25 protein-coding genes and 1 tRNA gene are annotated in these 23499 nt (G+C 65.4%); 12 read left to right on the forward strand and 14 right to left on the reverse strand.

Features of this window, described 5'->3' with window-relative positions:
* Positions 1 to 28: 28 nt before the first annotated feature.
* A tRNA-Leu gene (locus QX071_RS31380) sits at positions 29 to 113 on the reverse strand.
* Between the two features lie 202 nt (positions 114 to 315).
* Between QX071_RS31380 and QX071_RS31385 the strand changes: the two genes are divergently transcribed.
* Positions 316 to 810, forward strand: coding sequence for a disulfide bond formation protein B (locus QX071_RS31385; RefSeq protein WP_409977563.1), 495 nt, complete (start codon positions 316 to 318; stop codon positions 808 to 810).
* Here the strand turns inward: QX071_RS31385 and QX071_RS31390 are convergent.
* On the reverse strand, positions 807 to 1892 hold the full coding sequence (locus tag QX071_RS31390; RefSeq protein WP_315706492.1) for an AbrB family transcriptional regulator: 1086 nt from the start codon (positions 1890 to 1892) through the stop codon (positions 807 to 809). The two genes, QX071_RS31385 and QX071_RS31390, sit on opposite strands and share 4 nt — an antisense overlap.
* A 200-nt stretch (positions 1893 to 2092) precedes the next feature.
* Positions 2093 to 2383: a PsiF family protein gene (locus QX071_RS31395; RefSeq protein WP_315706491.1), complete on the reverse strand. Its 291-nt coding sequence runs from the start codon at positions 2381 to 2383 to the stop codon at positions 2093 to 2095.
* Positions 2384 to 2575: 192 nt separating this feature from the next.
* Between QX071_RS31395 and QX071_RS31400 the strand changes: the two genes are divergently transcribed.
* From QX071_RS31400 to QX071_RS31420, 5 genes are all read left to right on the forward strand, one after another.
* A complete protein-coding gene (locus tag QX071_RS31400) occupies positions 2576 to 3079 on the forward strand; it encodes a hypothetical protein (protein WP_315706490.1) in 504 nt (167 codons plus the stop codon).
* A gap of 115 nt (positions 3080 to 3194) precedes the next feature.
* Positions 3195 to 3599: a CidA/LrgA family protein gene (locus QX071_RS31405; RefSeq protein ID WP_315706522.1), complete on the forward strand. Its 405-nt coding sequence runs from the start codon at positions 3195 to 3197 to the stop codon at positions 3597 to 3599.
* A complete protein-coding gene (locus QX071_RS31410) occupies positions 3596 to 4321 on the forward strand; it encodes an LrgB family protein (RefSeq protein WP_315706489.1) in 726 nt (241 codons plus the stop codon). Before QX071_RS31405 ends, QX071_RS31410 begins: the two co-directional genes overlap by 4 nt.
* Before the next feature lie 43 nt (positions 4322 to 4364).
* Positions 4365 to 5150 carry a sulfite exporter TauE/SafE family protein gene (locus QX071_RS31415; protein WP_315706488.1) on the forward strand — a complete coding sequence of 262 codons (786 nt, stop codon included), beginning with the start codon at positions 4365 to 4367 and terminating at the stop codon, positions 5148 to 5150.
* 17 nt (positions 5151 to 5167) lie between these two features.
* Positions 5168 to 5830 (forward strand): DsbA family protein, encoded by a 663-nt coding sequence (locus QX071_RS31420; RefSeq protein ID WP_315706487.1) that lies wholly within the window; start codon positions 5168 to 5170, stop codon positions 5828 to 5830.
* A gap of 121 nt (positions 5831 to 5951) precedes the next feature.
* On the opposite strand, the gene QX071_RS31425 is transcribed toward QX071_RS31420, so the two are convergent.
* The 4 genes from QX071_RS31425 to QX071_RS31440 all read right to left on the reverse strand — a co-directional run bounded on the left by QX071_RS31425 (position 5952) and on the right by QX071_RS31440 (position 9626).
* Positions 5952 to 6158 (reverse strand): hypothetical protein, encoded by a 207-nt coding sequence (locus QX071_RS31425; protein ID WP_315706486.1) that lies wholly within the window; start codon positions 6156 to 6158, stop codon positions 5952 to 5954.
* Positions 6159 to 6242: 84 nt separating this feature from the next.
* Positions 6243 to 7061 (reverse strand): hypothetical protein, encoded by an 819-nt coding sequence (locus QX071_RS31430; RefSeq protein WP_315706485.1) that lies wholly within the window; start codon positions 7059 to 7061, stop codon positions 6243 to 6245.
* A gap of 3 nt (positions 7062 to 7064) precedes the next feature.
* Entirely contained in the window at positions 7065 to 8414 is a 1350-nt protein-coding gene (locus QX071_RS31435; RefSeq protein ID WP_315706484.1) for a hypothetical protein, read from the reverse strand.
* Positions 8415 to 8555: 141 nt separating this feature from the next.
* The gene (locus tag QX071_RS31440) at positions 8556 to 9626 is read right to left on the reverse strand and encodes a phospholipase (protein WP_315706483.1); all 1071 of its coding nucleotides are present in this window, start codon (positions 9624 to 9626) and stop codon (positions 8556 to 8558) included.
* A 341-nt stretch (positions 9627 to 9967) separates the two neighbouring features.
* Between QX071_RS31440 and QX071_RS31445 the strand changes: the two genes are divergently transcribed.
* Positions 9968 to 11911: an Mbeg1-like protein gene (locus QX071_RS31445; RefSeq protein WP_315706482.1), complete on the forward strand. Its 1944-nt coding sequence runs from the start codon at positions 9968 to 9970 to the stop codon at positions 11909 to 11911.
* Positions 11912 to 11964: 53 nt separating this feature from the next.
* Here the strand turns inward: QX071_RS31445 and QX071_RS31450 are convergent, their stop codons facing one another.
* A complete protein-coding gene (locus QX071_RS31450) occupies positions 11965 to 12936 on the reverse strand; it encodes a S1C family serine protease (RefSeq protein ID WP_315706481.1) in 972 nt (323 codons plus the stop codon).
* 78 nt (positions 12937 to 13014) lie between these two features.
* Entirely contained in the window at positions 13015 to 13245 is a 231-nt protein-coding gene (locus QX071_RS31455) for a hypothetical protein (protein WP_315706480.1), read from the reverse strand.
* A 200-nt stretch (positions 13246 to 13445) separates the two neighbouring features.
* Between QX071_RS31455 and QX071_RS31460 the strand changes: the two genes are divergently transcribed.
* Together QX071_RS31460 and QX071_RS31465 are read left to right on the forward strand one after the other, a co-directional pair.
* Positions 13446 to 13742: a hypothetical protein gene (locus tag QX071_RS31460; RefSeq protein ID WP_315706479.1), complete on the forward strand. Its 297-nt coding sequence runs from the start codon at positions 13446 to 13448 to the stop codon at positions 13740 to 13742.
* Complete coding sequence (locus QX071_RS31465; protein ID WP_315706478.1) at positions 13718 to 15166, forward strand: ABC transporter ATP-binding protein; 1449 nt, start codon at positions 13718 to 13720, stop codon at positions 15164 to 15166. Before QX071_RS31460 ends, QX071_RS31465 begins: the two co-directional genes overlap by 25 nt.
* 2 nt (positions 15167 to 15168) lie before the next feature.
* Here QX071_RS31465 and QX071_RS31470 read toward each other — a convergent pair whose 3' ends face one another.
* A complete protein-coding gene (locus QX071_RS31470; protein WP_315706477.1) occupies positions 15169 to 16686 on the reverse strand; it encodes an AMP-binding protein in 1518 nt (505 codons plus the stop codon).
* A 253-nt stretch (positions 16687 to 16939) separates the two neighbouring features.
* Here QX071_RS31470 and QX071_RS31475 point away from each other — a divergent pair, with 253 nt between their 5' ends.
* Positions 16940 to 17344: a four-helix bundle copper-binding protein gene (locus QX071_RS31475; RefSeq protein WP_315706476.1), complete on the forward strand. Its 405-nt coding sequence runs from the start codon at positions 16940 to 16942 to the stop codon at positions 17342 to 17344.
* A 71-nt stretch (positions 17345 to 17415) separates the two neighbouring features.
* Here the strand turns inward: QX071_RS31475 and QX071_RS31480 are convergent, their stop codons facing one another.
* Both QX071_RS31480 and QX071_RS31485 read right to left on the reverse strand, forming a co-directional pair.
* Positions 17416 to 17592 (reverse strand): Flp family type IVb pilin, encoded by a 177-nt coding sequence (locus QX071_RS31480; RefSeq protein ID WP_315706475.1) that lies wholly within the window; start codon positions 17590 to 17592, stop codon positions 17416 to 17418.
* A 146-nt stretch (positions 17593 to 17738) separates the two neighbouring features.
* Entirely contained in the window at positions 17739 to 19289 is a 1551-nt protein-coding gene (locus tag QX071_RS31485; RefSeq protein ID WP_315706474.1) for a winged helix-turn-helix domain-containing tetratricopeptide repeat protein, read from the reverse strand.
* A gap of 168 nt (positions 19290 to 19457) precedes the next feature.
* On the opposite strand from QX071_RS31485, the gene QX071_RS31490 reads away from it, so the two are divergent.
* Together QX071_RS31490 and QX071_RS31495 are read left to right on the forward strand one after the other, a co-directional pair.
* Positions 19458 to 20507, forward strand: coding sequence for an alpha/beta hydrolase (locus tag QX071_RS31490; protein ID WP_315706473.1), 1050 nt, complete (start codon positions 19458 to 19460; stop codon positions 20505 to 20507).
* Between the two features lie 161 nt (positions 20508 to 20668).
* The gene (locus tag QX071_RS31495) at positions 20669 to 21169 is read left to right on the forward strand and encodes a cytochrome P460 family protein (RefSeq protein WP_315706472.1); all 501 of its coding nucleotides are present in this window, start codon (positions 20669 to 20671) and stop codon (positions 21167 to 21169) included.
* Between the two features lie 391 nt (positions 21170 to 21560).
* On the opposite strand, the gene prfH is transcribed toward QX071_RS31495, so the two are convergent.
* Together prfH and QX071_RS31505 are read right to left on the reverse strand one after the other, a co-directional pair.
* Positions 21561 to 22187, reverse strand: a complete 627-nt coding sequence (prfH, locus tag QX071_RS31500; RefSeq protein ID WP_315706471.1) for a peptide chain release factor H — start codon at positions 22185 to 22187, stop codon at positions 21561 to 21563.
* Positions 22184 to 23323 (reverse strand): RNA ligase RtcB family protein, encoded by a 1140-nt coding sequence (locus QX071_RS31505; protein WP_315706470.1) that lies wholly within the window; start codon positions 23321 to 23323, stop codon positions 22184 to 22186. The genes prfH and QX071_RS31505 overlap by 4 nt, the downstream gene beginning before the upstream one ends.
* Positions 23324 to 23499: the final 176 nt, after the last annotated feature.

Below are 23499 nucleotides of genomic sequence, written 5' to 3' on the forward strand. Positions count from 1 at the left end.
GCTTACGAACGGGCCCGAACAACCTAGTTGGTGCCCCTGGCCGGAATCGAACCAGCACTCCTTGCGGAACTCGATTTTGAGTCGAGCGCGTCTACCAGTTCCGCCACAGGGGCATTCGCGGCTCCCCGTGGCCGGGGGTGGCGAAGCGGGCGGACTATAGCGGGCGGCCGGGCAGGGTCAACCCGCGCGGACGTGATTGTTCCCGATCTCGACAGGATCGCGCCGCAGAGTTAGGACGCGGGCAATGGACCGCAGCCGAAGGAGACGAAGGTGGTGACCGAGACCTCAGCGCTGGCGCGCCCGGCCTCCCGTGTGCTGAACCCGGCCGTAACCGCGGCGCTGCTCGCCGCCGGCATTGCCGCCGCGGCCCTGGCCGGCGCCTGGTACATGCAGCTGGTCTGGGGCCTGCAGCCCTGCGAACTCTGCCTGAAGCAGCGCTATGCCTATTACGCGATCGTGCCGCTCGGGCTGCTGCTGGCGCTGGCGGGAAGCGTCGCGCCGCGCGGACTGCTGGTGGCGGGGATCGTGCTCATCGCGCTGGCTGCGCTCGGCAATGCCGGGCTCGGCGTGTACCACGCCGGCGTCGAATGGGGCTTCTGGCCGGGCCCGACCGAATGCACCGGGCCGGTCGGCAATCTCGGCAGCGCCAGCAGCCTGTTGGAGCGGCTCGATAGCGTGAAAGTGGTGCGCTGCGACGAGGTGCAGTTTCGCTTCCTCGGCCTGTCGCTCGCCGGCTACAGCGTGCTGATCTCGCTGCTGATCGCCGCGATCGCGGCCTGGGGCATTCGCGGCACCGCGCTCAGGGCTTAGTCGTCCACATCGTCCTGCGGCCGTCCGAACAGATGGACGATGCCGGGGGTGGCGATGGTGACGAACACGAAGCGCGACAGATGGTGCGCGCCGACGAAGATCGGGTCGATGTGCAAGGTCAGCGCCAGCGCCATCATGGCGTCCATGGCGCCGGGCGCGAAGGCGACGATGGCGTCGGAGAACCGCACATGCGTGGTCAGCACGATCAGGACCACGAATAGCGCCGAGATCATCACGGCGACGGCGAACGAGCCGAGCGCGGCATGGACGTGGCCGAGCAGCGTCTTGACCCGCATGCGGGCGAAGCGGCTGCCGATCAGGGCGCCGATGCCGATCAGTGCCACGCCGCGCATCCAGGGCGGCAGGCCGCCGTCGACCCAGCCAAGGCCGTGCAGGAGGCCGGCGCCGAGCATCGCGCCGAACAGCCAGCTGGCCGGAAATTTGATCAGCTGCAGCAGCACCGAGACGGCAAGCGAGCCGACCAGCATGGCGGCGAGCCCGAGCGCCGACGCAACCGGCATGGCCATGGCCGGCGAGGACGAGGGCGTGACGCCGGCGATCGCCAAGACCAGCGGCAGCGCGGCGGTCAGGATGATGACGCGCAGGGTCTGCACCACCGCGATCGCCGGCAGGTCGGCGCCGCGCTCCACCGCGAGGATGGTGATCTGCGACAGCGCTCCCGGGCTGCCGGCGAGGAAGGCCGAGGTGCGGTCCCAGCCGTGAATGCGCTGCAGATACAGGCTGGAAGCGAAGGTCGAGCAGAACGTCGCGAGCGCGAGCAGGCCGATGGTGACGGGATAGGCGCTGACATGATTGATCAGGTCGCGCGACACGACCGAGCCGATGGAGATGCCGAGCAGGAGGAGCAAGGTCTGGGTGACGATCGCCGGCACCGCGAGCGGCCGGCCGGCAATCGCTGCGATTCCCGTCGCGACCATCGCGCCCGAGATCAGGCCGCCCGGCAGGTGGGCAAAGAGAAAAACAAGGCCGCCGGCGGTGCCGATGGCGAGCGTCTCGATCGCGCTCAAGGTCTTGGCGCGGCTGGGCAGATCGATCGGGAGGGAGGAGATGATTTGGCGCACGCCGCCTTATGCCAAATCCCGCGTTTGCGAACAATTATCGCGGCTGCGGAGCAGCAATGCAGGCCGTTGCAGCCGGCAACATGAATCCGCCCCGGAGACGGGTGGCCGCGCTCCGGGATCGTGCTTGGAGGACGCTCGGGCGGCGGGGTCATCAGTGGAGAACGTCAGATCCGCCGCCCCAGGCTCACTTGATCAGCTGATCACTTGGATTTGGCGTCGGTCTTGGTCTCGGCGGCGCCGCCCGCGGCCTTTTCTTTCTTGCAGGCGGAGCGGAATTTCCGGCGCTCCTTGCCCTTCAGGCCCTTCTCGTCGGCTTCCTTCGAGCATTCGAGCGAGGCGGCGCTGCGCGCCTTCTTCTCCACTGGCGCAGCCTTGTCCGAGGCGGGAGCCTCGGTCTTGGCCGGAGCCGTCGTGGTCGATTGCGCCAAGACGGGGCCGGCGAGCAGGAGCGAGGCAAAAGCGGCGATAGCCAGACGGGTGGTGAGAGTCATGTCGAAACCCTTGTGTGGCGAAAGCGTGAAGGCTCAGCTTTCGATACTGAACGGTACATGAATGACGCAATGCGGGATATGGATTCCGCCCGACTATATTTTCGCCGCGGGATACCGCCGCGGCTTGGTCACCCCCCTTGCCCGTGGCTACAATCGGGATCTCATTCGTCATGCCCTTCAGGGAGACCAAGGATGACCTTTCAAGCCAAATTATTGATTGCCGCCGTTTCGAGCTTGGCGGCTTTCGCCGTCGTCGCGCCAGCACAGGCGCTCACGATGCAGGAATGCAGCGCCAAGTATAAGCAGGCCAAGGAGGCGGGCACGCTCAACGGCCAGAAATGGAATGACTTCCGCAAGGCGCAGTGCGGTGCCGATGCCGCGGCGGCGGCTCCCGCAGCTGCGCCTGCTGCCGCTCCGGCGGCGGCGCCTGCCGCCGAGGCCAAGCCGGCGAAGCAAGCGAAGGAGGCCGCCCCTGCCGCTGCTCCTGCGGCGCCGGCTGCAGTCGGCAACGCCGTATTCCCCTCGGCTGTCGATCCGAAATATGCCAAGGAGACTCCTGGCAAAGCGCGCATGCATACCTGCGTCGACCAGTACAACGCCAACAAGGCCAGCAACGGCAATGGCGGGCTGAAGTGGATCCAGAAGGGCGGCGGCTACTACAGCGAATGCACCAAGCGCCTGAAAGGAGCGGCCTGATCGGCCCATTGACCAAGCGGCCGGATCGTGACAGCCGGCTGCGGTCATGTGAACGTCTTGAGTGAATTTCTTGAGCGGGCGCGCTGCGATCGGCGGCGCGTCCGACAGATCGACGATGATTGCGAGTCTCAGTCTTATTCTGCTGTGCCAGCTGATTGGCGAAGCCGTGGTCCGCTCCGTCGCGCTGCCACTGCCGGGACCGGTGCTCGGGCTGGCGTTGCTGCTCGGGTTGTTGTTGCTGCGCGACCGCAGCAAGTGGCTGGCGATCGGGCCGCTCGTCCGGGACCCCACGAGCGCCAAGGACGGCGTCGAGGACGTTAGCCGGGTGCTGCTTGCCAATCTGTCGCTGCTGTTCGTGCCGGCCGGGGTCGGCGTGGTGCAGAGGCTCGATATCATCGCGGCCCATGGCCTCGCGATCGCGGCGGTGCTCCTGCTGTCGGTCGTGATTACGCTGCTCGCCACCGTCGCGGTGTTCGTGGCGACGAGCCGGTGGCTGGCGCGGGGCCGAGCCAAGCCATGACGAGCAGCAGCCCGTTCTCGCTCTGGGTCTATCTTTCGCAGTCGCCTCTGCTCTGGCTGACGGTGACGCTCGTCGTCTACGCGTTCACGGATGCGATTTCGCTGCGCACGCGGCGGCATCCGCTCGCCAATCCCGTGCTGCATGCGATGTGGATCATCGCCGCATTCCTGCTGCTGACCGGCACGCCCTATACGGCCTATTTCGCCGGTGCGCAGTTCGTCCACTTCCTGCTCGGGCCTGCGACCGTGGCGTTGGCCGTGCCGCTCTACCAGAACCGCAAACTGGTCGCGCAGGCGATTCTGCCGATGCTGGCCGCATTGATCGTCGGCGCGATCACCGCGATCGTCTCGGCGGTGTGGCTGGCCGAAGCCTTCGGCCTGCCGCGCGAGGTGGTGCTGTCGCTGGCGCCGAAATCGGTAACGGCGGGCGTCGCGATGGGCATCAGCGAATCGCTGCATGCCGACCCGTCGCTGACAGCGGTGGCGGTGGTGTTCACCGGTATCATCGGCGCGATCATCGTCACGCCGTTGATGAACCGGACCGGCATCACCGATTTCCGGGCCCGCGGCTTCGCGGCCGGTCTCGCCGCGCACGGCATCGGCACCGCACGCGCCTTTCAGGTCGATCAACTGGCCGGCACCTTTTCCGGCATCGCCATGGCCCTCAACGCGCTGGTCACCTCCTTTCTCGCTCCGCTCGCGGTCACATTGCTGCTCCGCTGATGCAGACTTGCCTTTCATTTCAAGACATGAGCCTGCTGCTGCGATGATCTCGACGACACAAGGCATCCTGGGACTCATCTGCGGCGCGATGGTCGGCTTCTCGCTCGGGCTGGTCGGCGGCGGCGGCTCCGTGCTGGCCGTGCCGCTGATGGTCTATGTGGTCGGCGTGCCCGAGCCGCACATCGCGATCGGCTCGAGCGCAATTGCGGTCGCGACCAATGCGGCGGTCAACCTGTTCAATCACGCCCGCGGTGGCACCGTGATCTGGCCGATTGCTGCGGTCTTTGCCGTGGCCGGCATCATCGGCGCGTTCTTCGGCTCGTTGCTCGGCAAGATGATCGACGGCCAGAAGCTGCTCGCGCTGTTCGCGCTGGTGATGCTCGTGATCTCGATGCTGATGCTGAAGACCCGCGCCCGGGTCGGCATCCCCGACGTCAAGATGAGCATGGCCAACCTTCCGGCCGTGATCGGTTTCGGTCTCGCGACCGGTTCGCTGTCCGGATTTTTCGGTATCGGTGGCGGCTTTCTGATTGTGCCGGCGCTGATGGCGGCAACCGGCATGCCGATCATGAACGCGGTCAGCTCTTCGCTGGTCGCGGTGACCACGTTCGGGCTGACCACCGCGGCGAGCTATGCCTGGTCGGGCTTGGTCGCCTGGGATCTCGCCGGGCTGTTCATTGCGGGCGGCATTCTCGGCGGCATAGCCGGCACGTGGTCGGCGCGCCGGCTGTCGGAGCGGCGCGGCGCCTTGAACATCGTCTTTTCTGTCGTGATCACGGCCGTTGCGCTCTATATGCTGACGCACAGCCTGCTGCAGATCTGGGGCTAGGCGAAATGGAGACGGCTGTGAGACAGGTTTCCGATCGCATCGTCCCTGCCACCAGCCGGCGCAGCGTGCTGGCCTTGCTGGCGGCCGGTACTTTCACCCTGCCGTTCAGACCGCGCATCGCCATGGCGCAGGACGCTGACGAGCCGGACGAAGCCTCGGTGCTGCGCGATCCCGAGGCCCCGGTGGTGGGCAATCCCGATGGCGACATCGCCATCGTCGAATGGTTCGACTACAACTGCCCGTATTGCCGCAAGCTGGAGCCGGAACTGCAGCAGGTGGTGCACGATGACGGCAAGGTGCGTTGGGTGTTGAAGGAGTGGCCGATTCTGGGGCCGGCTTCGGTGGCGGCTGCGCGCATGGCGCTCGCCTGCAAATATCAGGACAAGTATGTCCAGGCGCACGATGCGCTGATCGGCACCAATTCGAAGCTGACGGAATCCAGGATCGACGAGATCCTCGCCGGTGCCGGGATCGACATCGATCGCGCGAAGCGCGATCTTGCCGACAAGGCCAAGGCGATCGACGCCATGCTGGCGCGCAACGACGCACAAGCTCGCGGCTTGCGCTTCCGCGGGACGCCGTCCTTCATTGTCGGGAAATTCAGGGTGCCGGGCGTTCTCACCATGGCGCAGTTCGAGCAGGTGATCGCCGATGCGCGTCAGGCAAAGGGCGCAAAGTGAGGATTGCACATAACGAAGGCGCCATCGCATTCCGCGATGGCGCCTTGCGTCTTGAGAAGCCTTGCAACGTTACTTCGCTAATTTACGCTGCCAAGTTGCCCTGCTGAGTTACTCTGCCGAGCTATTTGGACGAGATGCGAACCCAGTCATCGTGCGCGCGCTCTTTGAGTGCATGCCAGTTCGCAGCGGCGACGTCCCAGTTTACGATCGTGCGATGCGTCTCCGCGGTCTGACCGTTGGCGACCCCCGACGTCTGCATGGAATCGTAGATATAGACGCCAAAGCCCAAGAGCAGCGCACCCAGGATCATCCCCAAGAAGGTCTGCATGACGGAACTCCTCCAGTGACGGCCAATAACGCCGACATCGGATGATGGTTCCGCGCCGCGTCGACCTCGTCCTCAGCTAAGGCGCTAAGTGCGCGCTTTTTCGGGTGCCGAATTCGGCCCTGACGTGACCAGATTGAGCGCTTTCAGCTCCTCCGGCTTGAAGATGAACAGCTTGTCATGCGGCGTCTCCATCGCGTGCATCCATACGTCGAGCTTCACGCCCATATCGGCCAGATAGCGCTCGACTCGCGCGGAAATATTTTGCGCCACGCTCATCTCGTCGCGTGTCGCTGCGTTCGCGGACCGCACAGCGGCGACCTGTTGCACGCCGATCACGGCGCGTTCGCCCGCCCGACGCTCGGTCCCGCCGGCAAGCACGAGCGGGCAGGACGAGGCGCAATACTTTCCGGCTTCGACCTCGGTTGCGAAATTTCGCCCGCGGATCAGCCGTCCCATCGCCAGCGCATCGGCGACCGAGCCGCCGGGCGAGTTCAGGACCACCGTCTTGATGTATTCGCCGTGCCGTTCGACTTCAGCGGCGAAGGCCTGCGAACTGCCGGCGGTGATCGTGCCGGTGGCCAGCAGCCGCCCGCCGCCGCCCAGCTCGAACGTAATCGGTCGCGCCAGCGCGGGATCAGGCTGCGGTAGCGGGATCAGCCGCTTGATCAGCGGCGCCAAAATCGACGGTGAATCGGACGGCGAGCCCGTGATGGGCGTATCCTCTCGGACCTCCGTCTGCGACAATGGATCTGAGCTGGCGACCCAGCCGGCGCGTTCGGCGAGATCAGCTGCGAGCGCGCTGATGGCGACAACGAGCACCAAACGAAAGATCCAGCGCAGGATGCTCTCGTCCAGATTGCCTGCAAGCCAGGTCTGAACCCGGTCTGAGACGGCCGCACGCATCGCCTATTTCCCGCCGCGCGCCGATGACAAGGAGGTCACGTTCTCGTCCGCGGCCGGCGTGGCTGGAGATGCCTCCGCGCCAGGCTCCGCCTGCGATGCGGCCGCCGGGCTGCGTGGTGCAGCCGCGCGCCGCGCATCCTCGACCTCGCGCGCTACCTGCAGCGCTGCCAGCAGATCTCCGGCGGTAAGGTTGGAGGCGTTGACGGCCGGCAATCCCTCGCGGCGGATGGCGGCATGTACAACACAGAGGATGAGCACCAGCACCGCCGGCATCAGGTCGATCGAGATCGCGCCGGCCCAACTCGGGATGAAATCGCCGGCATAGCGGAGCACGGCTTCGGCCGGAGACAACGTCTGGAATCTCGCCGTCTCGACCCGCGGCATCGCCAGGATCTTGTCGGCGGCGCCGGCCAGCGAGGCGGCTTGGCTGGCGATCGAGCTCTCGACCTTGCCGACGACGGCGGTCTGGCGCTCGGCGAGATCGCCGCTGCGGCCGCCGGCAGCCGGCGCAATGAAGCCCGATGACAGCGATGTCGCTGCGCGTTTGACCGCCGGTGCCACTGAGGTCTGTTGCAGGTTGGCGATCACGCCCATCAGGTTCAGCGACTCCGCCGAGAATGCGTCACTGCGTGCGGCGATCGGTCCGCGATCCGAGATCAGCTCGCGCATCTTGGCGAGGCTCTTGCTGCCCTGGTCATAAAGCGCTGAGACGCGCTTGGCCGAATCCTGGACCTGCTGGCCGAGGCCATCGAGCTGGGTCGACATCTGGGTCAGGAGCTGCACCACCGTTCCCGACCCGGCGGTGCCCGTCAGCGATCCCGCGCGCTCGGCCTCCGCGAGCTTGGCGAACCGGGAGGAGGCGAGCTGAATGTCCGGCAACAGCCCTTGCGCCGCGATCGCATTGGTGTTGGCCTGATCGAGGTCGCGCGTGTAGTTCTGCACGGTGATCGAAAGATGCTGCTGGATCGCGGCGGCGCCGGCGAGTGCGGACGCATTCAGCCACGACGACATTGCGACGATCATCAGCGCGCCGAGCAGCATGCAGCCCGCCATCAGCCCGCGGCCGATCCCGTTGGTCACGTGCGGCATGAACTGCATCATGAACACCCAGAACGCGTAGATGCCGACCGAGACGGCAACTGAATAGATCACGGCCGCGAAGAAGACCGTCGTCGGGCTGCCGTTCAACAGCTCGCGGACGCCGAGATAGGTGTAAACGCCGGCCGCAAGCGCCAGAATGGCGGTGGTGAGTTTGAGGGTGACTTCGAGGCGCTGCACCCCGCTGACGAGCACGACGGAGGTGGGCGAGCGGGCCAGCGAGAGCTGGGAAACGGGTGCGGACGGCGAGGGCATAGGCGTTCCTTGGCGGCATCGTGGCCGCGTCAAGCGGCGCCCCCGCTGTTCGGCTCAATGGTCATCAATGCGGAAAAAATCCGCCGAGATTATGTCGCTATTGACTGTCGATCGGCCAAGTGAGCGGGCACTACGTGAAGATCACCCTTTGGTGAGCCACGCCAGAAGCTCACTGTTGATCTCGCGCGGATAGCAATGGCTGAGATCGTCGATCTCGCGATAGCTGACGTCGGCGCCGGCCTTGGCCAACGCAGCGCTGGTATGCCGCGCGACCTCGACCGGAAACATCCAATCGAGCCGGCCGTGGGTGATGCGAATGGGCAGTCCGCGCAGGCGATCATGATCGGCGAGTTCGGCCATCAGCGGATGAAACGTGGTGGCGATCGGCGCCAGATGCGTGAAGGGAGATGCGCGTTCCAGCCCACTGACATAGCAGAAGGTGCCGCCATCGCTCATGCCGGTCAGCAGCATGCGGCTGAAATCGACATTGAAGCGGCTGCGGACGAGATCGAGAATGCGCGCGAGGTTGGGGCTGTCGGTGTCTTCGCCCATCAAGGCCCAGGTTCGCCCTGTAGCGGTTGGAGCCGCTACGATGGCGCCCAGGCTCCTGGCGTCGCGCAGCCAGGTCCAGAGGAAGTCCCGTCCATGGCCGCTGCCGCCATGCAGCGCCATCACCAGCGGCCAGCGTCGATCGGGCGTGTAGTATTCCGGGACGTAGAGCGAGAAGCCGGCGCGTTCGCCACGGTCATTATGATCGTGAAAGACGCCGGTGTTCTTGGCCGCCGGACCGCTCAAGCGCTCCTTCAGCGTGTCATCGTCGCGCGCAGCTTGGGCGAGGAAGAACTCGCTCACGGGCGGCAGCTTGCCAGCGAGCGGATAAAGTGCCTCCAACGCGCGCGGGCCGTGCCGAAGTGCGCGGAAGACATCGACCAGATCCCCGTCTCCGTGCTGGACAGTGCGCAGGCCGGCGAAGGCCGCAAGTGCGGCTTCGCTCGCGCCATCGAACGCAACGCGCGCGTCGGAAAACTCCTCAGGCCAAGCCGTGAGCTGCGCACACGCCGCCTGCAGGGCCTGATCCGGCGTGCCGACATCGGACATGATACGGTCGAAGTCCGGCGGATTCAGATAACGCGCGACGTAGGACAGCGCCTCGAGCGACTGCAGCAGCGGCGGCAGCACGGCCATGATATCGTCCACCACTGCATCGGTCATGGCGCCTTCCTCGCATTTCTATGAAGCTGTCTGGATCGAAGCGCACGCATGCGGCGAGCGGAACGCTAACTTTTCAGTGTCATCGGTGCTGCGGAACGACCATACGATCGCGCGACCAGCCAGGTGGATGATGGTTTGCAATCGTCGCGTGTGGCCGTGTTTGCAACGATGTCACGCAGTCTCGTTCTCTGCCGTTGGCTCGGGTCATTCCGATTGACAAAGAATAGACGAGATAGGCTGCTTAGAGAAGCAGCCGCAGGGCGAGGTTCCGGCAAGGAGCGCCATGCCTCGAGGGCATAAGCCTTGCGGAAAAACCTGCCGCCAAAAGGGGGGATCGGATCATGACGCAGCAGCCATCGGCCGCATTGATCAACGCAGTCCTGGCCATGGACGTGTACAACAGGGGCGTCAACCCTGCGCTGGTCGTCAACTTCGAACGGATCGGTAACTACGAGCTGATTGCGGGAAGCGTGACGTCCACTGCCGACAATTTCGAGGCCGCAACCTACCAACTCGCCGGCGATCCCTCCACTCGGATCATCTCCTTTCGCGGCACCGACAGCGTAGCCGATGTTCCGGCGTGGCTTGGCGGCGCCGGTCTCACCGGCTGGCCGACGCAATTTCCGGACGCGGAGGCCTACTACAAGACCTGGGCGACCACGTCGAACGTGTCGCTGACCGGACATTCTCTGGGTGGAGGTCTTGCGGGCTACATCGCCGCCCTCAACGACAAGCCGGCCTATGCGTTCGATGCGATGCCGTTCGAATTCGCCGCCGAAGTCCGCTACGATCAGCTTCACGGTTTTTGGGGCGCGCTCACCTCGAACCCGATTCCCCGCTATTCCGATATTCACATGGTGTCGGTCTCCGGCGAGGTGCTGCAATATGTGCGCGATGCCGCGCCCATCGTAGAGGCGCCGCTGGCGCTGCTGCAGCTCGGCCCGGTCGACGGTGCTATCGCGATCGCCCACGCGGCGGTCGGCATCGCCTCTGAAAGCGACAGCGTGCTCGGCTCTGGAACCAATCTCGGCCTCGATCCGGTCAGCCTCCACTCGATCGCGCTGCTGACCATGATGCAGTGGGCGAGCGACAACGGCCTTTCAGACTGGAAGCAGGCGGCCGCCGCGCTGTTGGCGCCGCTCCAGGACGATGCCATCGCGTCCGCGGTCGGCATTCCCGGAGCCAGCGCCACCGCCGGCGAAGGCTCGCCGTCGGCCAAGATGAAGGACATGATCGCCTATTCGACGGTGACCGATGCCAGCGGCTACGGCAACAGCGCGGTGCAGGCCCTGTTCCATGGCGGCGATGTGCTCGGTGACGCGGTCGGGGCGAGCTCGGCCGCCGGCTATCTGAAAGCCAGCGGTGTGCAAGCGGCCTTTGCCGATGTCGTCGTCGAATATTCGGCGCTGCTCGCGCAGAACCATGACGAGGTGCCGGGTGCAACGCCGGGCGTCATCGGCCACGAACATGGCGTGATCTATAACGATACCGCGGCGAATCTGCTGGTCGCGGATTTTTCGCCGGATCTCTGGCTGCGCGCCGACACCGGAACGACCGTCGATGTCATCGGCAAGATGGCACTGATCGACGCCATCGCGACCGGAGATGGCGAGAACGCAGGTCTGATCGACAGCGCGATCACGACGCTGTGGGGCGGGCAGACCGGCAATCTCGACTGGCTCAGCGCGGCATTGAGCGATGCGGCCACCACCGTTGCGCTCGATGCGCTGCCGGGCGTCACGGTCGCGGCGTCCGCCGGGGCGCTGCTGGTGGCCGGTGCCGGCAACGATACGCTGCTCGGCACCGGCAACAACGATCTGCTGATCGGGGGCGGCGGGAGCGACAAGCTCGATGGCGGCGCCGGCAACAACATCCTGGTGGGCGGCGCCAACGCCTTCTATTTCTACCAGAGCGGCGACGGCAGCGATGTCATCATCAATGGCACCGCGTCGGTCTCGACTCCGACCGGTACCCTGGACTTCAGCAATGCCGCCACGGCCGGCTCGCTCTGGTTCGTCAAATCGGGCAATGACCTGCAGATCGATCTCCTGGGTACCCATCAGCAGGTGACGGTGGCCGATTGGTTCCTGGGCGGCTCCTATCAGTTGCAGGAGATCAAGGCCGGCGGTCTCGAAATCGATGCCAATGCTGCTGCGCAGCTGGCGCAGGCGATGTCGGCCTATGCGCAGAGCCATCCAGGCTTCGATCCGACGGTTGCCTCGCAGATGCCTTCGGATGCACAGTTGCACGAGATCATCGCTGGCGCCTGGCATATCAACGCCTGACGCAAAGCTGGTGCGGCGCGGATGTGACGTGCCGCCGTCTTCGACTGCCGGCTTCAGTGCAGGCGTGGACCCTTCAACAGCTTGGCGCGGTCGGTCGAAGCCACCGTGACGTCAAAGGTCACGCCCTCGTGGTGCACCGTCAGCGGCACGTCGACGCCGGCGGAACCGAGCGCCCAGAGCTTGCGGTAAAAGTCGCTCTGCCCGGTCACCTTGTCGCCGTTGATGCCGAGGATCACGTCACCGGCCTTCAGCTCGGCGCGCGCGGCCGGGCCGTTGCTGGAGACGCCGATGATGACCACGCGGTCGTCGATCTCGGTCGAATACATGCCAAGCCAAGGACGCGCCGGCTTGTTGACGCGCCCGAAGCGGCGCAGGTCGTCCATGACAGGCTTCAACAGATCGATCGGCACCACCATGTTGACATGCTCGGACCGGCCATCGCGCTCACGTTCGAGTTGCAGCGAGCCGATGCCGATCAACTCGCCTTTGGCCGAGATCAAGCCGGTGCCGCCCCAATTGGGATGAGCCGGAAGGGTGAAAATGGCTTCGTCCAGGAGATATTCCCAATAGCCCGCGAATTCCTGCTTGGCGACGATCTGGCTCGCCACCGAGCGGGTGCGGCCGCCGGCGCCTCCGAGCACGACCTGCTCGCCGACCCGGGTCGCGGCGGAGGAGCCCAACGGCAGCGGCTCGAGGTCGAGGCGGCCCAGCGCCTGCACCAGTCCGAAGCCGGTGGCGAAGTCGAAGCCGAGAACATGGCCCTCGATGACGCGGCCATCGTTGAGGTGCAGCCATACGCTTTCTGCTTCGGTGATCAGATAGCCGATCGTCAGCACCAGCCCGTCATCGATCACGACCGCATTGCCGGCGCGTTCGGTGCCGAGCGTCTCCGCGCTGAAGGCATCTGAGGGAATGATTGCATGCAGGCCGACCACCGAGGCCAGCACGTGGTCGAGATCGAATTTGTAATCGCTCGGACGAGGCTGGAATGCGAACGGCACCTTCCATTCGGTCAAAGAGGGCATTCTTCAATCTCCCACTCCGTCGGCGCGCGGCTTGCGCCGATACGTCTGCGATCCACGGCTTCGATGGGCGCGGCCGAGCTACGACTTCAGTTTAACACCATTGCTGCCAGTCGTTCCAGTTCTGAGCCGTGGTGTCTTGGCGATGACGGCTTGATCGCCGGCCACGTGGAACGTGACGGATATGCTCGCTCGAGCGGTGTCCGCAGAATGGAAACGCTCGTCGTCGGATATGGCTCCGTGAGAAGCCGCACCGGCCAACGCCAGGGCCGCAATGTCATCGGTACCGGGATTCAGCGCCATGATGGCCATCGGCGCGACCGTCTCCGCCCAGTGCGTTCCCCTGGAACCGCTCTTTTAACTTGCGATTGTCGCAATGGCGCGCGCACTGGGAGACGGACGTTGCAGCGGCGGGCAGGCTGAGATCTGCCGCCGGTGAGACGGCATCGGCGCGGCACGATCGCGCGTGCCGCGCCTGAGCGGTGACCGGCGCATCAGGCGAGGTGGCATTGATGGCCCAGGCAAGGACCTCCAACTCCAACTCCGAGGCCGCCGGCGAGATGCTGGCGCGGCTACGGCGGCTGCACGCGGCGGTGCGGTTTGCGCTGCCGCAGCGACATGCGATTCTGGTGATCGTGTTGTTGGTGCTGGCGGTTGCGGCCATCAATGCGTTCGAGCCCTTGGTGCTCAAGGGTGTGTTCGACCAGCTCACCGACCGGAACATGCCGGGGCCATCCTCGCCGGCATCCTGTTGCTGCTCGGCTTCGCGCTGGCCCGCGAGACGATGGCTGGCTTTTCCAACTGGCTGACCTGGCGCACCCGCATCGGCCTGCAATATGCGCTTCTCGAAGCGACCATCGGCAAGCTGCACCGGATGCCGCTGCGCATCCAGCGCAGCGAAGGGATCGGCGCCATCATGACCCGGCTCGATCGCAGCATCCAGGGCTTTACCAGCGCGGTCACCGCGATCCTGTTCAGCATCATGCCATCCGTCATCTTCCTGGTGATCGCGGTCGTGATCATGCTGCGGCTGGAATGGCGGCTCGCTTTGCTGGTGCTGCTGTTTGCGCCGTTGCCGGCGCTGATTGCCGCGCGCGCCGGCCCCGAACAGATGCAGCGCGAGCGCACGCTGCTCGACCGCTGGGCGAAGATCTATTCGCGCTTCAACGAGGTGCTCTCGGGCATCATGATCGTCCGCAGCTTCGCGATGGAAGATACCGAGAAGGCGCGCTTCCTGCGCGATGTCGCTGCGGCGAACAAGGTCGTGATCCATGGCGTTGGGATCGACGCCGGCTATTCCTCTGCAAGCAACCTGGCGGTGGCGCTGGCGCTACTCGGCGGTCTCGCATTCGGTGCGTACCTCGTCCTGCAAAGCGACATCACAGTCGGGACCGTGGTTGCGTTTCTCGGCTATATCGGCGGCCTGTTCGGCCCGGTGCAAGGCTTGAGCGGCGTCTACTCCAGCCTGCGCAAGGCCTCGGTCTCGCTCGACGAGATCTTCGGTATCCTCAATGTGCAGGAGCATCTCGGCGACAGCCCGGATGCCGTCGAGCTCACCGACGTCAATGGCGATGTCAGTTTCGAGAACGTGCATTTCCGTTACGAGCAGCCGCAGCGTCCGCGGCTCGATGGCGTGACCCTGCATGCCGCCCCCGGTGAGACCATCGCGATCGTCGGCCCGAGCGGCTCCGGCAAGAGCTCGCTGGTGCGTGCCATCGCCGGCTGCTGGCCATGGGGCAGAGGCCGGATCGCGATCGCGGGCGGCCAGCGCGTGCTGGTGATCCCGCAGCGGCCTTATGTGCCGGCCGGGAGCCTGCGCGACGCCGTGAGCTATCCGCGCGCGAGCAGCGATCTCGACCGTGAGCAGGTCGTCGCCGCCCTCGCAGCGGCTGGCCTCGGTCCATTCCTGCCCAAGCTCGACGAGGTCGCGGCCTGGGACAGGATGCTGTCCGAAGGCGAGAAGCAGTGGCTGGCGATCGCGCGGCTGCTGCTGCACCGCCCCGACATCGTCGCGCTCGACGAGGCGACTTCGGCGCTGCATGTCGAGGGCCAGGCGGAGTTGACGGCCACCCTCGCGCGCGAGTTGCCGGAGGCCACTATCATTACCGTCGGGCATCGGCCGGAGCTCGAGGCCTTTCATGACCGCAAGCTCACGATCGCGCGGCGGGTCGGCGGCGCCGTCATCGTCGCGGATACCCCGCTCCCGGTGGCCGGCGAACGGCGCGTGGGTTGAAGCTACCCGGCCTCCACTTGGGCACGCACCGGCAGGATACGGAAATCGCGTCCTTCCTTCAGCCAGGCAGCACGCTCGTCGCGCAGCAGCGTCCGGCGGACTTTGCCCGAATCGTCGCGCAGCATCGTGTTCACGATCTCGTAGCTTTCCGGATGTTTGTAGCGGATGAGCCGATCGGCGAGGAAATCGCTCATGCCATCGACGATCGCACGAACATCCTTGCGCTCGTCGATCTCGACGATCGCATGCACGCGCTGGCCGAGTTCGGGATCGGGCAGCCCGACCACGACGCAGGAGCGGATCTCCGGATGCGCCATCAGCGCCGCCTCGACCTCGGCCGGATAGATGTTGGCCCCGCCGCGCAGCACCATGTCGGCGAGCCGATCACCGAGATAGAGGTAACCGTCTTGGTCGAACCGGCCGATGTCGCCGAGCGACTCCCAGCCGTCCGGCCGCCGTTTGGGCTCGGCGCCAAGATAATGATAGGTCGTGCCTGGGCCGTCCTCGGGCAGGAAATAGATCTCGCCGCTCTCGCCGGGCGCGACGTCGTTGCCGTCAGGACCGATGATCCGCAGCTTGCAGGACTCGTCGATCTTGCCGACCGACCCTTTGTGCTCGAGCCATTCGGTGCCCGAGATCACCGTGCGCCCTTGCCGCTCGGTGCCGCCATAGAGTTCGTAGATTTTCTCCGGACCGAGCCACTCGATCCACTTCTCCTTCAGCCATGGCGGCATCGGCGCCGCCATGTGGAAGACGATTTTGAGGCTGGAGACATCGTAGGAATTGCGCACCTCTTCCGGCAACGCCCAGATCCGATGCATCATGGTCGGCACGAAATTGACCCATTGGATGCGCTCCGCCTCGATCAGGCGCAAGGTCTCCTCGGCGTCGAACTTCACCATGCCGGTGACCCGGCCGCCGGCGAACAGCGCGAAATGCGACACGATGAAGGGCGCGTTGTGATAGAGCGGCCCTGGGTTGAGCAGCGACGCGCCTTTCGGCATCCCGAGCGGCGGCTCGGCCGCGGTGTCGGTCACGGCGGGAAGATGGTCGAGGATCACCTTGGGCCGCCCCGTCGAGCCGCCCGAGGTCATGGCCTTCCAATAGCGCGCGACCGGTGCCGTCAGCGGCTCGTCGGAGAAGCCTTCGGGCACGAAATTCGCGGGCAACGAATTCGGTGCGTTCCAATCGGCCTCGCCGCCGACCACGAGCGAGGGTTTCAGGATATCGAGCACCGCAGCCGCTTCGCCGCGCGGCAGCCGCCAGGACAGCGACGTCGGCGTGGCGCCGCACTTCCACACGGCGAAGCTGGTCTCGAAAAAGGCATTGCCGTTGGGCAGGCCGATGGCGACGAAATCGCCGGGCTTGACGCCCTTGGCCATGAAGGCGTGGGCGCGGCGGTTGGCTGCGTGCTCAAGCTGCTCCCACGTCAAGGTGTCGTTGCCGTGACGGATCGCGATCGTGTCCTTCGGCTTGCGCTCGGCATACCAGCGCGGCACATCCGCCAAGGGAATCAGCATAGGTTCCTCCGCATTGTCAGGCGTTCAGATCGCCATCTCGTTGTCGTCGCGGCAGGTCGAGCCGGCCGCGCGTCCCGTGATGAGAGACGTTGTGCCTCAACTCATGTTGGTTCGTCCATATGCACACTGCTCATGATTGGAAATGCCGCGTCGCGAAATAGAGCTGCATGTTGCGGCCTATTGCGAGATCAGCTCGAACCTTTAGCGTCAGCAATCATTGAGGCGGAAGGGGGCGAACTGATGGGAGTTCCCTATGCACGCTCAAGAAATGATCTCCAGCCATCCGCAGGTCCGCGGCCAGACCAATGACGCGCTCATCCGCTGCATCGAGGAGTGCTATTCCTGCGCCCAGACCTGCACGTCCTGTGCTGACGCCTGCCTCGCGGAGGACAAGGTCAAGTCGCTCACGCAATGCATCCGGCTCGACCTCGACTGCGCCGACATCTGCAACATTACCGGGCGCATCGCGACGCGACGGACCGGGTCGGATCAGGAGGTGATCCGGCGCATGCTCGACACTTGCGCCGCGGCCTGCCGCCTCTGCGCCGCGGAATGCGAGAAGCACGCGCGGATGCACGAGCATTGCCGGATCTGCGCCGAGGCTTGCCGGCGCTGCATGAGCGCTTGCGAGGAGGCCGGGCGCGGCATGGCACATTGATAACGCGGTGGCCGGACCGGGTGTCAGCCCCGGCCCGGCCGCTCAGGATGCTTTCCAGATTATTTGACCGGTCAGCCGAGCAGGTTGGTCAGCGACGTGAAAATGCCGAGCAGCGTCAGGCCAAGCTTGTTCATGATGGTAATGAGCGCGAGCGCAATTCCACAGGCAATCAGGCCGTATTCGATCGCCGTTGCGCCGGACTCGTCCTTCAGCAGCTTCAGCGCCAGTCTTTTCAGAATCTTTTTCATTCCGCACCCGGACGAACGTCGTTGTCCATCTCACGGGCCGGGAAACTACGGGTGATAACCTAAGGTCGTATAAAGATGATGCCGCCAACTTTCCGCACTCGCCGGGATTTCCTGAAGACAGATGGTCGGCGCAAGCCGCGCAGGCCTCAGTCGGGCACGCCCGCGGCCTTGAGGGCCTCAGCATAGGTCGCCGCCATCGTGCCCACCGGGAACGGAATTCGGGACAGGAAGCCCGAGACCGTCAGGTCGGGCTCTACGATCAGCAGCTGCTGCGCGATTTGGGCGGCGCGGTCGCGGCGGTTCGTGTTCACCAGCGCCACCAGGAGTGCACGCAAGGCGACCGCGAAGCGCCGGTTCTGCGCCAGCGCCTTCTCCGCCCAAGCGATCGCTTGGGCAAAATCGCGGTCAGCCAACGCGCAGATCGCCATGGCGCCGGATGCGAACCAGCCGCGCGGATCGCGCGGGTTCAGCCGCATCGCGCGTTCGATCATGGTGCGGCCGGCGACCTGATGGCCGCTCATGGCTTCGATCCAGCCGCCAAGCGTCAGCGCCATCGCGGAATTTGGATTGATCGCTAGCGAGCGGCTGAAGAGCTCGCGGGCCGGCTCGATCTCGTCGGCCATGTTCCAGATTGCAAAGGCCGCCATCCACAGCACCTGCGGATCGTTCGGCGCGAGCTCGGTCGCGCGCCAGGCGCGTGCGACGGCCTCGTCGCGATAGGTCTCGTCTGGCTTGATCCAGCCCTGGAAGTGACGCAGCGCGTGGCAATAGGCGGCTGCCGCCATCGCCGGCGCGTAGAGAGGATCGATCGTCAGGGCCTGTTCGAGGCAGTCGATCGCAGCCGCCATGCTGTCGGCCGTGAACGCGTCGCGAAGGCTGGCGGCGCGCAGGAGCAGGTCGTAGGCGTGAAGGGCGTTCGCCGGTAGCGATCGACGCCGCTCAGCCTCCGCCAATTCCAATGTCGGCTCGATCGCCGCCACCACGCATTCCGTGATGGAGTCCTGCAGCGCGAACACGTCGCTGGCATCGCCATCGAACCGGTCGGCCCAGAGATGAGCTCCGGTCGCGGTGTCGATCAGCTGACCGGTGATGCGCAGGCGGGACCTGTCACGGCGAACGCTGCCTTCCAGCACATAGCCGACGCCGAGATCGCGTCCGACCTGGCGGATGTCGACTGGCTTGTTCTTGTAGGTGAAGGATGTGTTGCGCGCGATCACGGCAAGCCCACCGCAGCGGGACAGCGCCGTGATGATGTCTTCGACCATGCCGTCGGCGAAATAGTCCTGCTCGGGATCGCCGCTCATATTGGCGAAGGGGAGGACGGCGATGGACGGGCCTTCGAACGGCGGAGCTGCGATCTCGCCTTGGTCGTTCGGTTCTGCCGCCGCCGGCTCCCGCACCTCGCCGACGAAGCGAAAGCCCTTGCGAGGGATGGTCCGGATCAGGCGCTGCGCCTCGCCATCGTCGCCGATCGCGGCGCGCGCAGCACTGATCCGGCTGCTCAGGGTAGCCTCCGAGACGATGCGGCCGCCCCAGACCGCCGCCAGCAGATCGTCCCGGCTCACCACGCGGTCGCGGTTGCGGATCAGGAACTCCAAGAGATCGAAGACCTGCGGCTCCATGGCGACGAGAGCGTCGTCATGGCGGAGCTCGCGCCGCTCTGGATCCAGGGCGAAATCGTTGAAATGATAGGACAAACGTCAATACCCGCCGACTTGCTGTTGGGGCGGAGCCAGATCTAGCACGCTTCGGGGACGCTGAAATCAGGACGATCTCAAGGAAAACTCCAAGGCGTCTCCAAGCCATCTCCAAGCAGAGTGATCGGGGTTCGGGCACAAGGTGGCCAACAGATCAAGGAGATCGTCATGTCAGAGACCATCGACAATCGTCGCCGTCGTTTCCTCGGCGTTGCCGCCGCGGGCGTCGCAGCCGCCCAGTTCGGTGTGATCAACCCGGCCAGGGCCGAGACCTTCAAGGCCAAGGCCGCGCTGCCGGCGATCAGGCCGGGAATGACGACCACGTTTGGCCCGCTCAAGCAGATCGACGCCGGCGTGCTCAACACCGGCTATGCCGAAGCCGGGCCCGCCGACGGCCCCGCGGTGATCCTGCTGCATGGCTGGCCCTATGACATCCACAGCTATGCCGACGTGGCTCCGGCACTCGCCTCCGCAGGCTATCGCGTCATCGTTCCGTATCTGCGCGGCTACGGCTCAACGCGCTTCCTGTCGCCTGCGACGATGCGGAGCGGTCAGCCGGTGGCGGTCGCGGCCGACATCGTCGCGCTGATGGATGCGTTGAAGATCCAGAGCGCGACGCTCGCCGGCTATGATTGGGGCGCGCGCACCGCCAACATCATCGCCGCGCTGTGGCCGGAGCGCTGCAAGGCGATGGTCTCGGTGTCGGGCTATCTGATCGGCAGCCAGGACGCCGGCAGAATGCCGCTGCCGCCCAAGGCCGAGCTGCAATGGTGGTACCAGTTCTACTTCGCGACCGAGCGCGGCCGCGAGGGCTATGCGAAGTATCGGCACGACTTTTCCAAGCTGATCTGGCAGATCGCCTCGCCGCAATGGAAATTCGACGACGCCACTTTCGACCGCAGCGCAGCCGCTTTCGATAACCCCGACCATGTCGACATCGTCGTGCACAATTATCGCTGGCGGCTCGCCCTTGCAGAGGGGGAAGCGAAATATGACGCGCTGGAGAAGAAGCTCGCGACATTCCCGATCATCGCGGTGCCGACCATCACCCTGGAGGGCGATGCCAACGGCGCGCCGCATCCGGAGCCAGAGGCCTACGCCACGAAGTTTGCAGGTCGCTACGAGCACCGGCTGATCAAGGGCGGCATCGGCCACAATCTGCCGCAGGAAGCGCCGCAGGCCTTTGCGCAGGCCGTACTCGACGTGGCGGCTGGCTGAGAATGGTGTTGTCTCAGTTCTTGCAGCCGTCATTGCGAGGAGCGTGAGCTCCGAAGCAATCCAGAGCGACAGGCGAGACTCTGGATTGCTTCGCTATCGCTCGCAATGACGGTGAGAGACCGAAGGATCCAAGGTGAAGTGACGGATGTCAGGCTAAGCAAATGAATGAACTCGCCAAGATGGCCATCGCCGCCGCGGTGGCAACAGCAGCCGTGCTGCTTCTGCCTCTGGCGGGAGTAGCCGATGACGGCGCCTCGCCGATCTTCGGCGTCACGATTCCGCAAGGTTATCGCGACTGGCCGTTGATCGGGGTAGGGCGCGAGGACAGTCTCGGAGAATTGCGCGGCGTGGTTGGCAATGCCATCGCGCTCCAGGCTTATCGGAACGGCAAGCTGCCGTTTCCCGATGGCAGCGTGCTGGTCAAGCTGGCCTGGAAGCAGGTGCCGATCGCAGGCCTCGAGGGCGCCTTCACCTCTGACACGCCGACCACGATCCAGGTGATGGTCAAGGACGCCGCGAAATATGGATCGACGGGCGGTTGGGGCTTCGGCCGGTTCGTCGGCGGCAGGCCGGCCGACGAGGCGCAGCATCGGACCTGCTTCGCCTGTCATCAGGCGCATGCGAAGGATCACGACTTCGTCTTCACGCGGTACGGTCGATGACGGGCGCCTCTTAATGCAGGTCATCATCGCAGCTTCAATGGTTGGCGGCCCCAACCCATTGGCGCGCGTCACGATCCATTGTTCGGATCTGGCCTCGCCGTTGTGTGATGTGGGAGGTCGATAAAGCCGACGAATTCCGCGCCAGTTTTCAAATGATGCTCCAGTCGTTGAAATGACGCTGAATGGCGGTGCGTCCGCACAGCAACGGTTGCAGAAACATGCGCGCGGTTTGCAGCAGGGCGTGCGCATGCTGCAGAGCTTGTCTGTGGCTCAAGCGCAAAGCGAGGCGATTGGACCTGCTTCATATGACATGGCGCGGCACACTGGACGCGTTATGAGGAATGTCGGCGACCAGGGACCGTGAGGAGCCTGGTCGCCGCCTGTTACCGCTTCAACGCCCAGCAGGCTCGAAGTCAGGGCCCTCGAAGCGAAGGCCGCCGGAGCCACGTTCCACCCCGTGATGTGCAGCCTGGATCAAGCGCTCCTCTCCGTCGCGGACGAGACGCGCCTGCGCATCAAGCAGTGCTTCGAGGCGCCTGAGGGCGAGCGCTTTGTTGCGATGTTGGGAGCGGCCGTCGCGCGCGATTGCAGTGAGCCCGGTCAGCGCATGCACCGCGCGTACCGCGCTTTCGGTCGTGTTCTGGTGCTGGCCGCCCGGACCACCTGCGCGGAAGCTTTCGAACCGGATGTCCGCGTGTGCAGGAACGCCGAGAGCCTCGGGTGCCGGCAGTGTGACCACGCCGATGAACCAGTTCTTGCGGCCGTGGTTCGGCCGCAACGGGCTTTTGCACACCCATAGCACGGTGCCGGACGTCCATCGCGCCGCAAGCGCGGGGGCCGGCTCGCCATCGAGCACGACGATGGCGCAGGCCGGACCGTGCTGGTCGGCATGCTGCTCGGCAATGGTGCAGCCGCAGTCGAGTGTCGCGGCCTCGCGTGCCAGCCGCCGCAACGCATGCGCGACAGCGATCCGGCACTCGGCTGGACCGCGTCCTGAAGTGAACAGCAGGCGGATCATCGCCGGTCCTCGCTGCGCGGGCGCTCGGCTGCGATCTTCTTGACGGTCACCAGCGGTCGGAACGAGGCAACCACCCGGGCGAGGCTAAACGCTTCGAGATCGGCGATCACGCCTCCGATCGGCTTGTAGGCTTCGGGCGCTTCCTCGGCGAGGAGAGCGCGATCCTCGCAGATCACGCGGCCCCCGAACGGGTTGCGTGCCAGTCGCTCACGCTCCGATTTCGTTGCGCCAACACGTCCGATCATCGACGAACGGTCGTACTTGCGGCCGGCGCCATGGGCGAGCGAGGACAGCGCCTCGGGCGGAGCCGTGGCAAGCGGCTCGACCAGATAGGACAGCGCGCCGCGTGATCCCGGGACGACGACCAGGCCCTTGTCGGCAGGCGCTGCCCCTTTGCGGTGGAGCAGACCGTCGCTGCGATGCTCGACGCAATTGTGCGAACACTCGCAAACCGGTGCTGGCTCGCAGCGCAGCGCCCCGGCGGCGCGCCTTGCGATCAGCCGGCGGTTGAGTGCGGCCCAGCGCAGCGCGTGGTCGTGCGCCTGCAAGTACGCACGGCCGCTTTCGCTCTCGGGATCGAGCGGTCGCAGTCCGTCCACGATGTGCGTTTCGAGCAGCGCGTGGCCGAGACCGCGTGAGCCCGAATGCACCAGCAGATGCGCGCGATCGCGATCGATGCCGAAAGAGGTATCAAACACCTCCTCGACCGCCTGCAGCTCGCAGAAATGATTGCCGCCGCCGATGGTGCCGAGCGATTCGTCGAAATCGCAGGATGCCAACTCCTCCGCTGCGAGTTCGCCGGCAATATCGCCGTCATAGGGCCGGGCAACGTCGCGCAGCCGTTCGGCGGCCTTGTCCAGGCGGATTCTCCGCACGGCGAGGTCGAGCGCAAATAGCGCCATGCCGCAACCGGCGTCGGAGCCGACGAAGGCCGGGTGGATCTTGTCCGCGAGGATCGCGCAGCCGACCGGACCGAACTTGCCGGGATGCAGATCCGGCATGCCGGCGACAGCGATGATGCCTTCGATGTCCGCAACCGACTGGAGTTGGCGCACGGCGGCGCCCTCGATCCAGGAACTGGACGAGTAGAAACCGTGGACTGGCACGCGGCCGTCCACGAGATGGGAATTGCCCATGTGAGAAACCTTGGAAGAAACAGAGAGAGCCGCGCGCTCTAAGCGCGCGAAGAGTCCGGCTCAGCCCCCCCGCCTCACGCGAGGATCAGGCTCGGTGGCTCCGGATGGAGCAACGAACGATCGCGATCATCGTCTGTCTCCTCGGTCTTGAATGCGGAGCGGAAGTGCTCGACGCA

The organism is Bradyrhizobium sp. SZCCHNS1022, assembly GCF_032484835.1.
GTDB lineage: Bacteria > Pseudomonadota > Alphaproteobacteria > Rhizobiales > Xanthobacteraceae > Bradyrhizobium.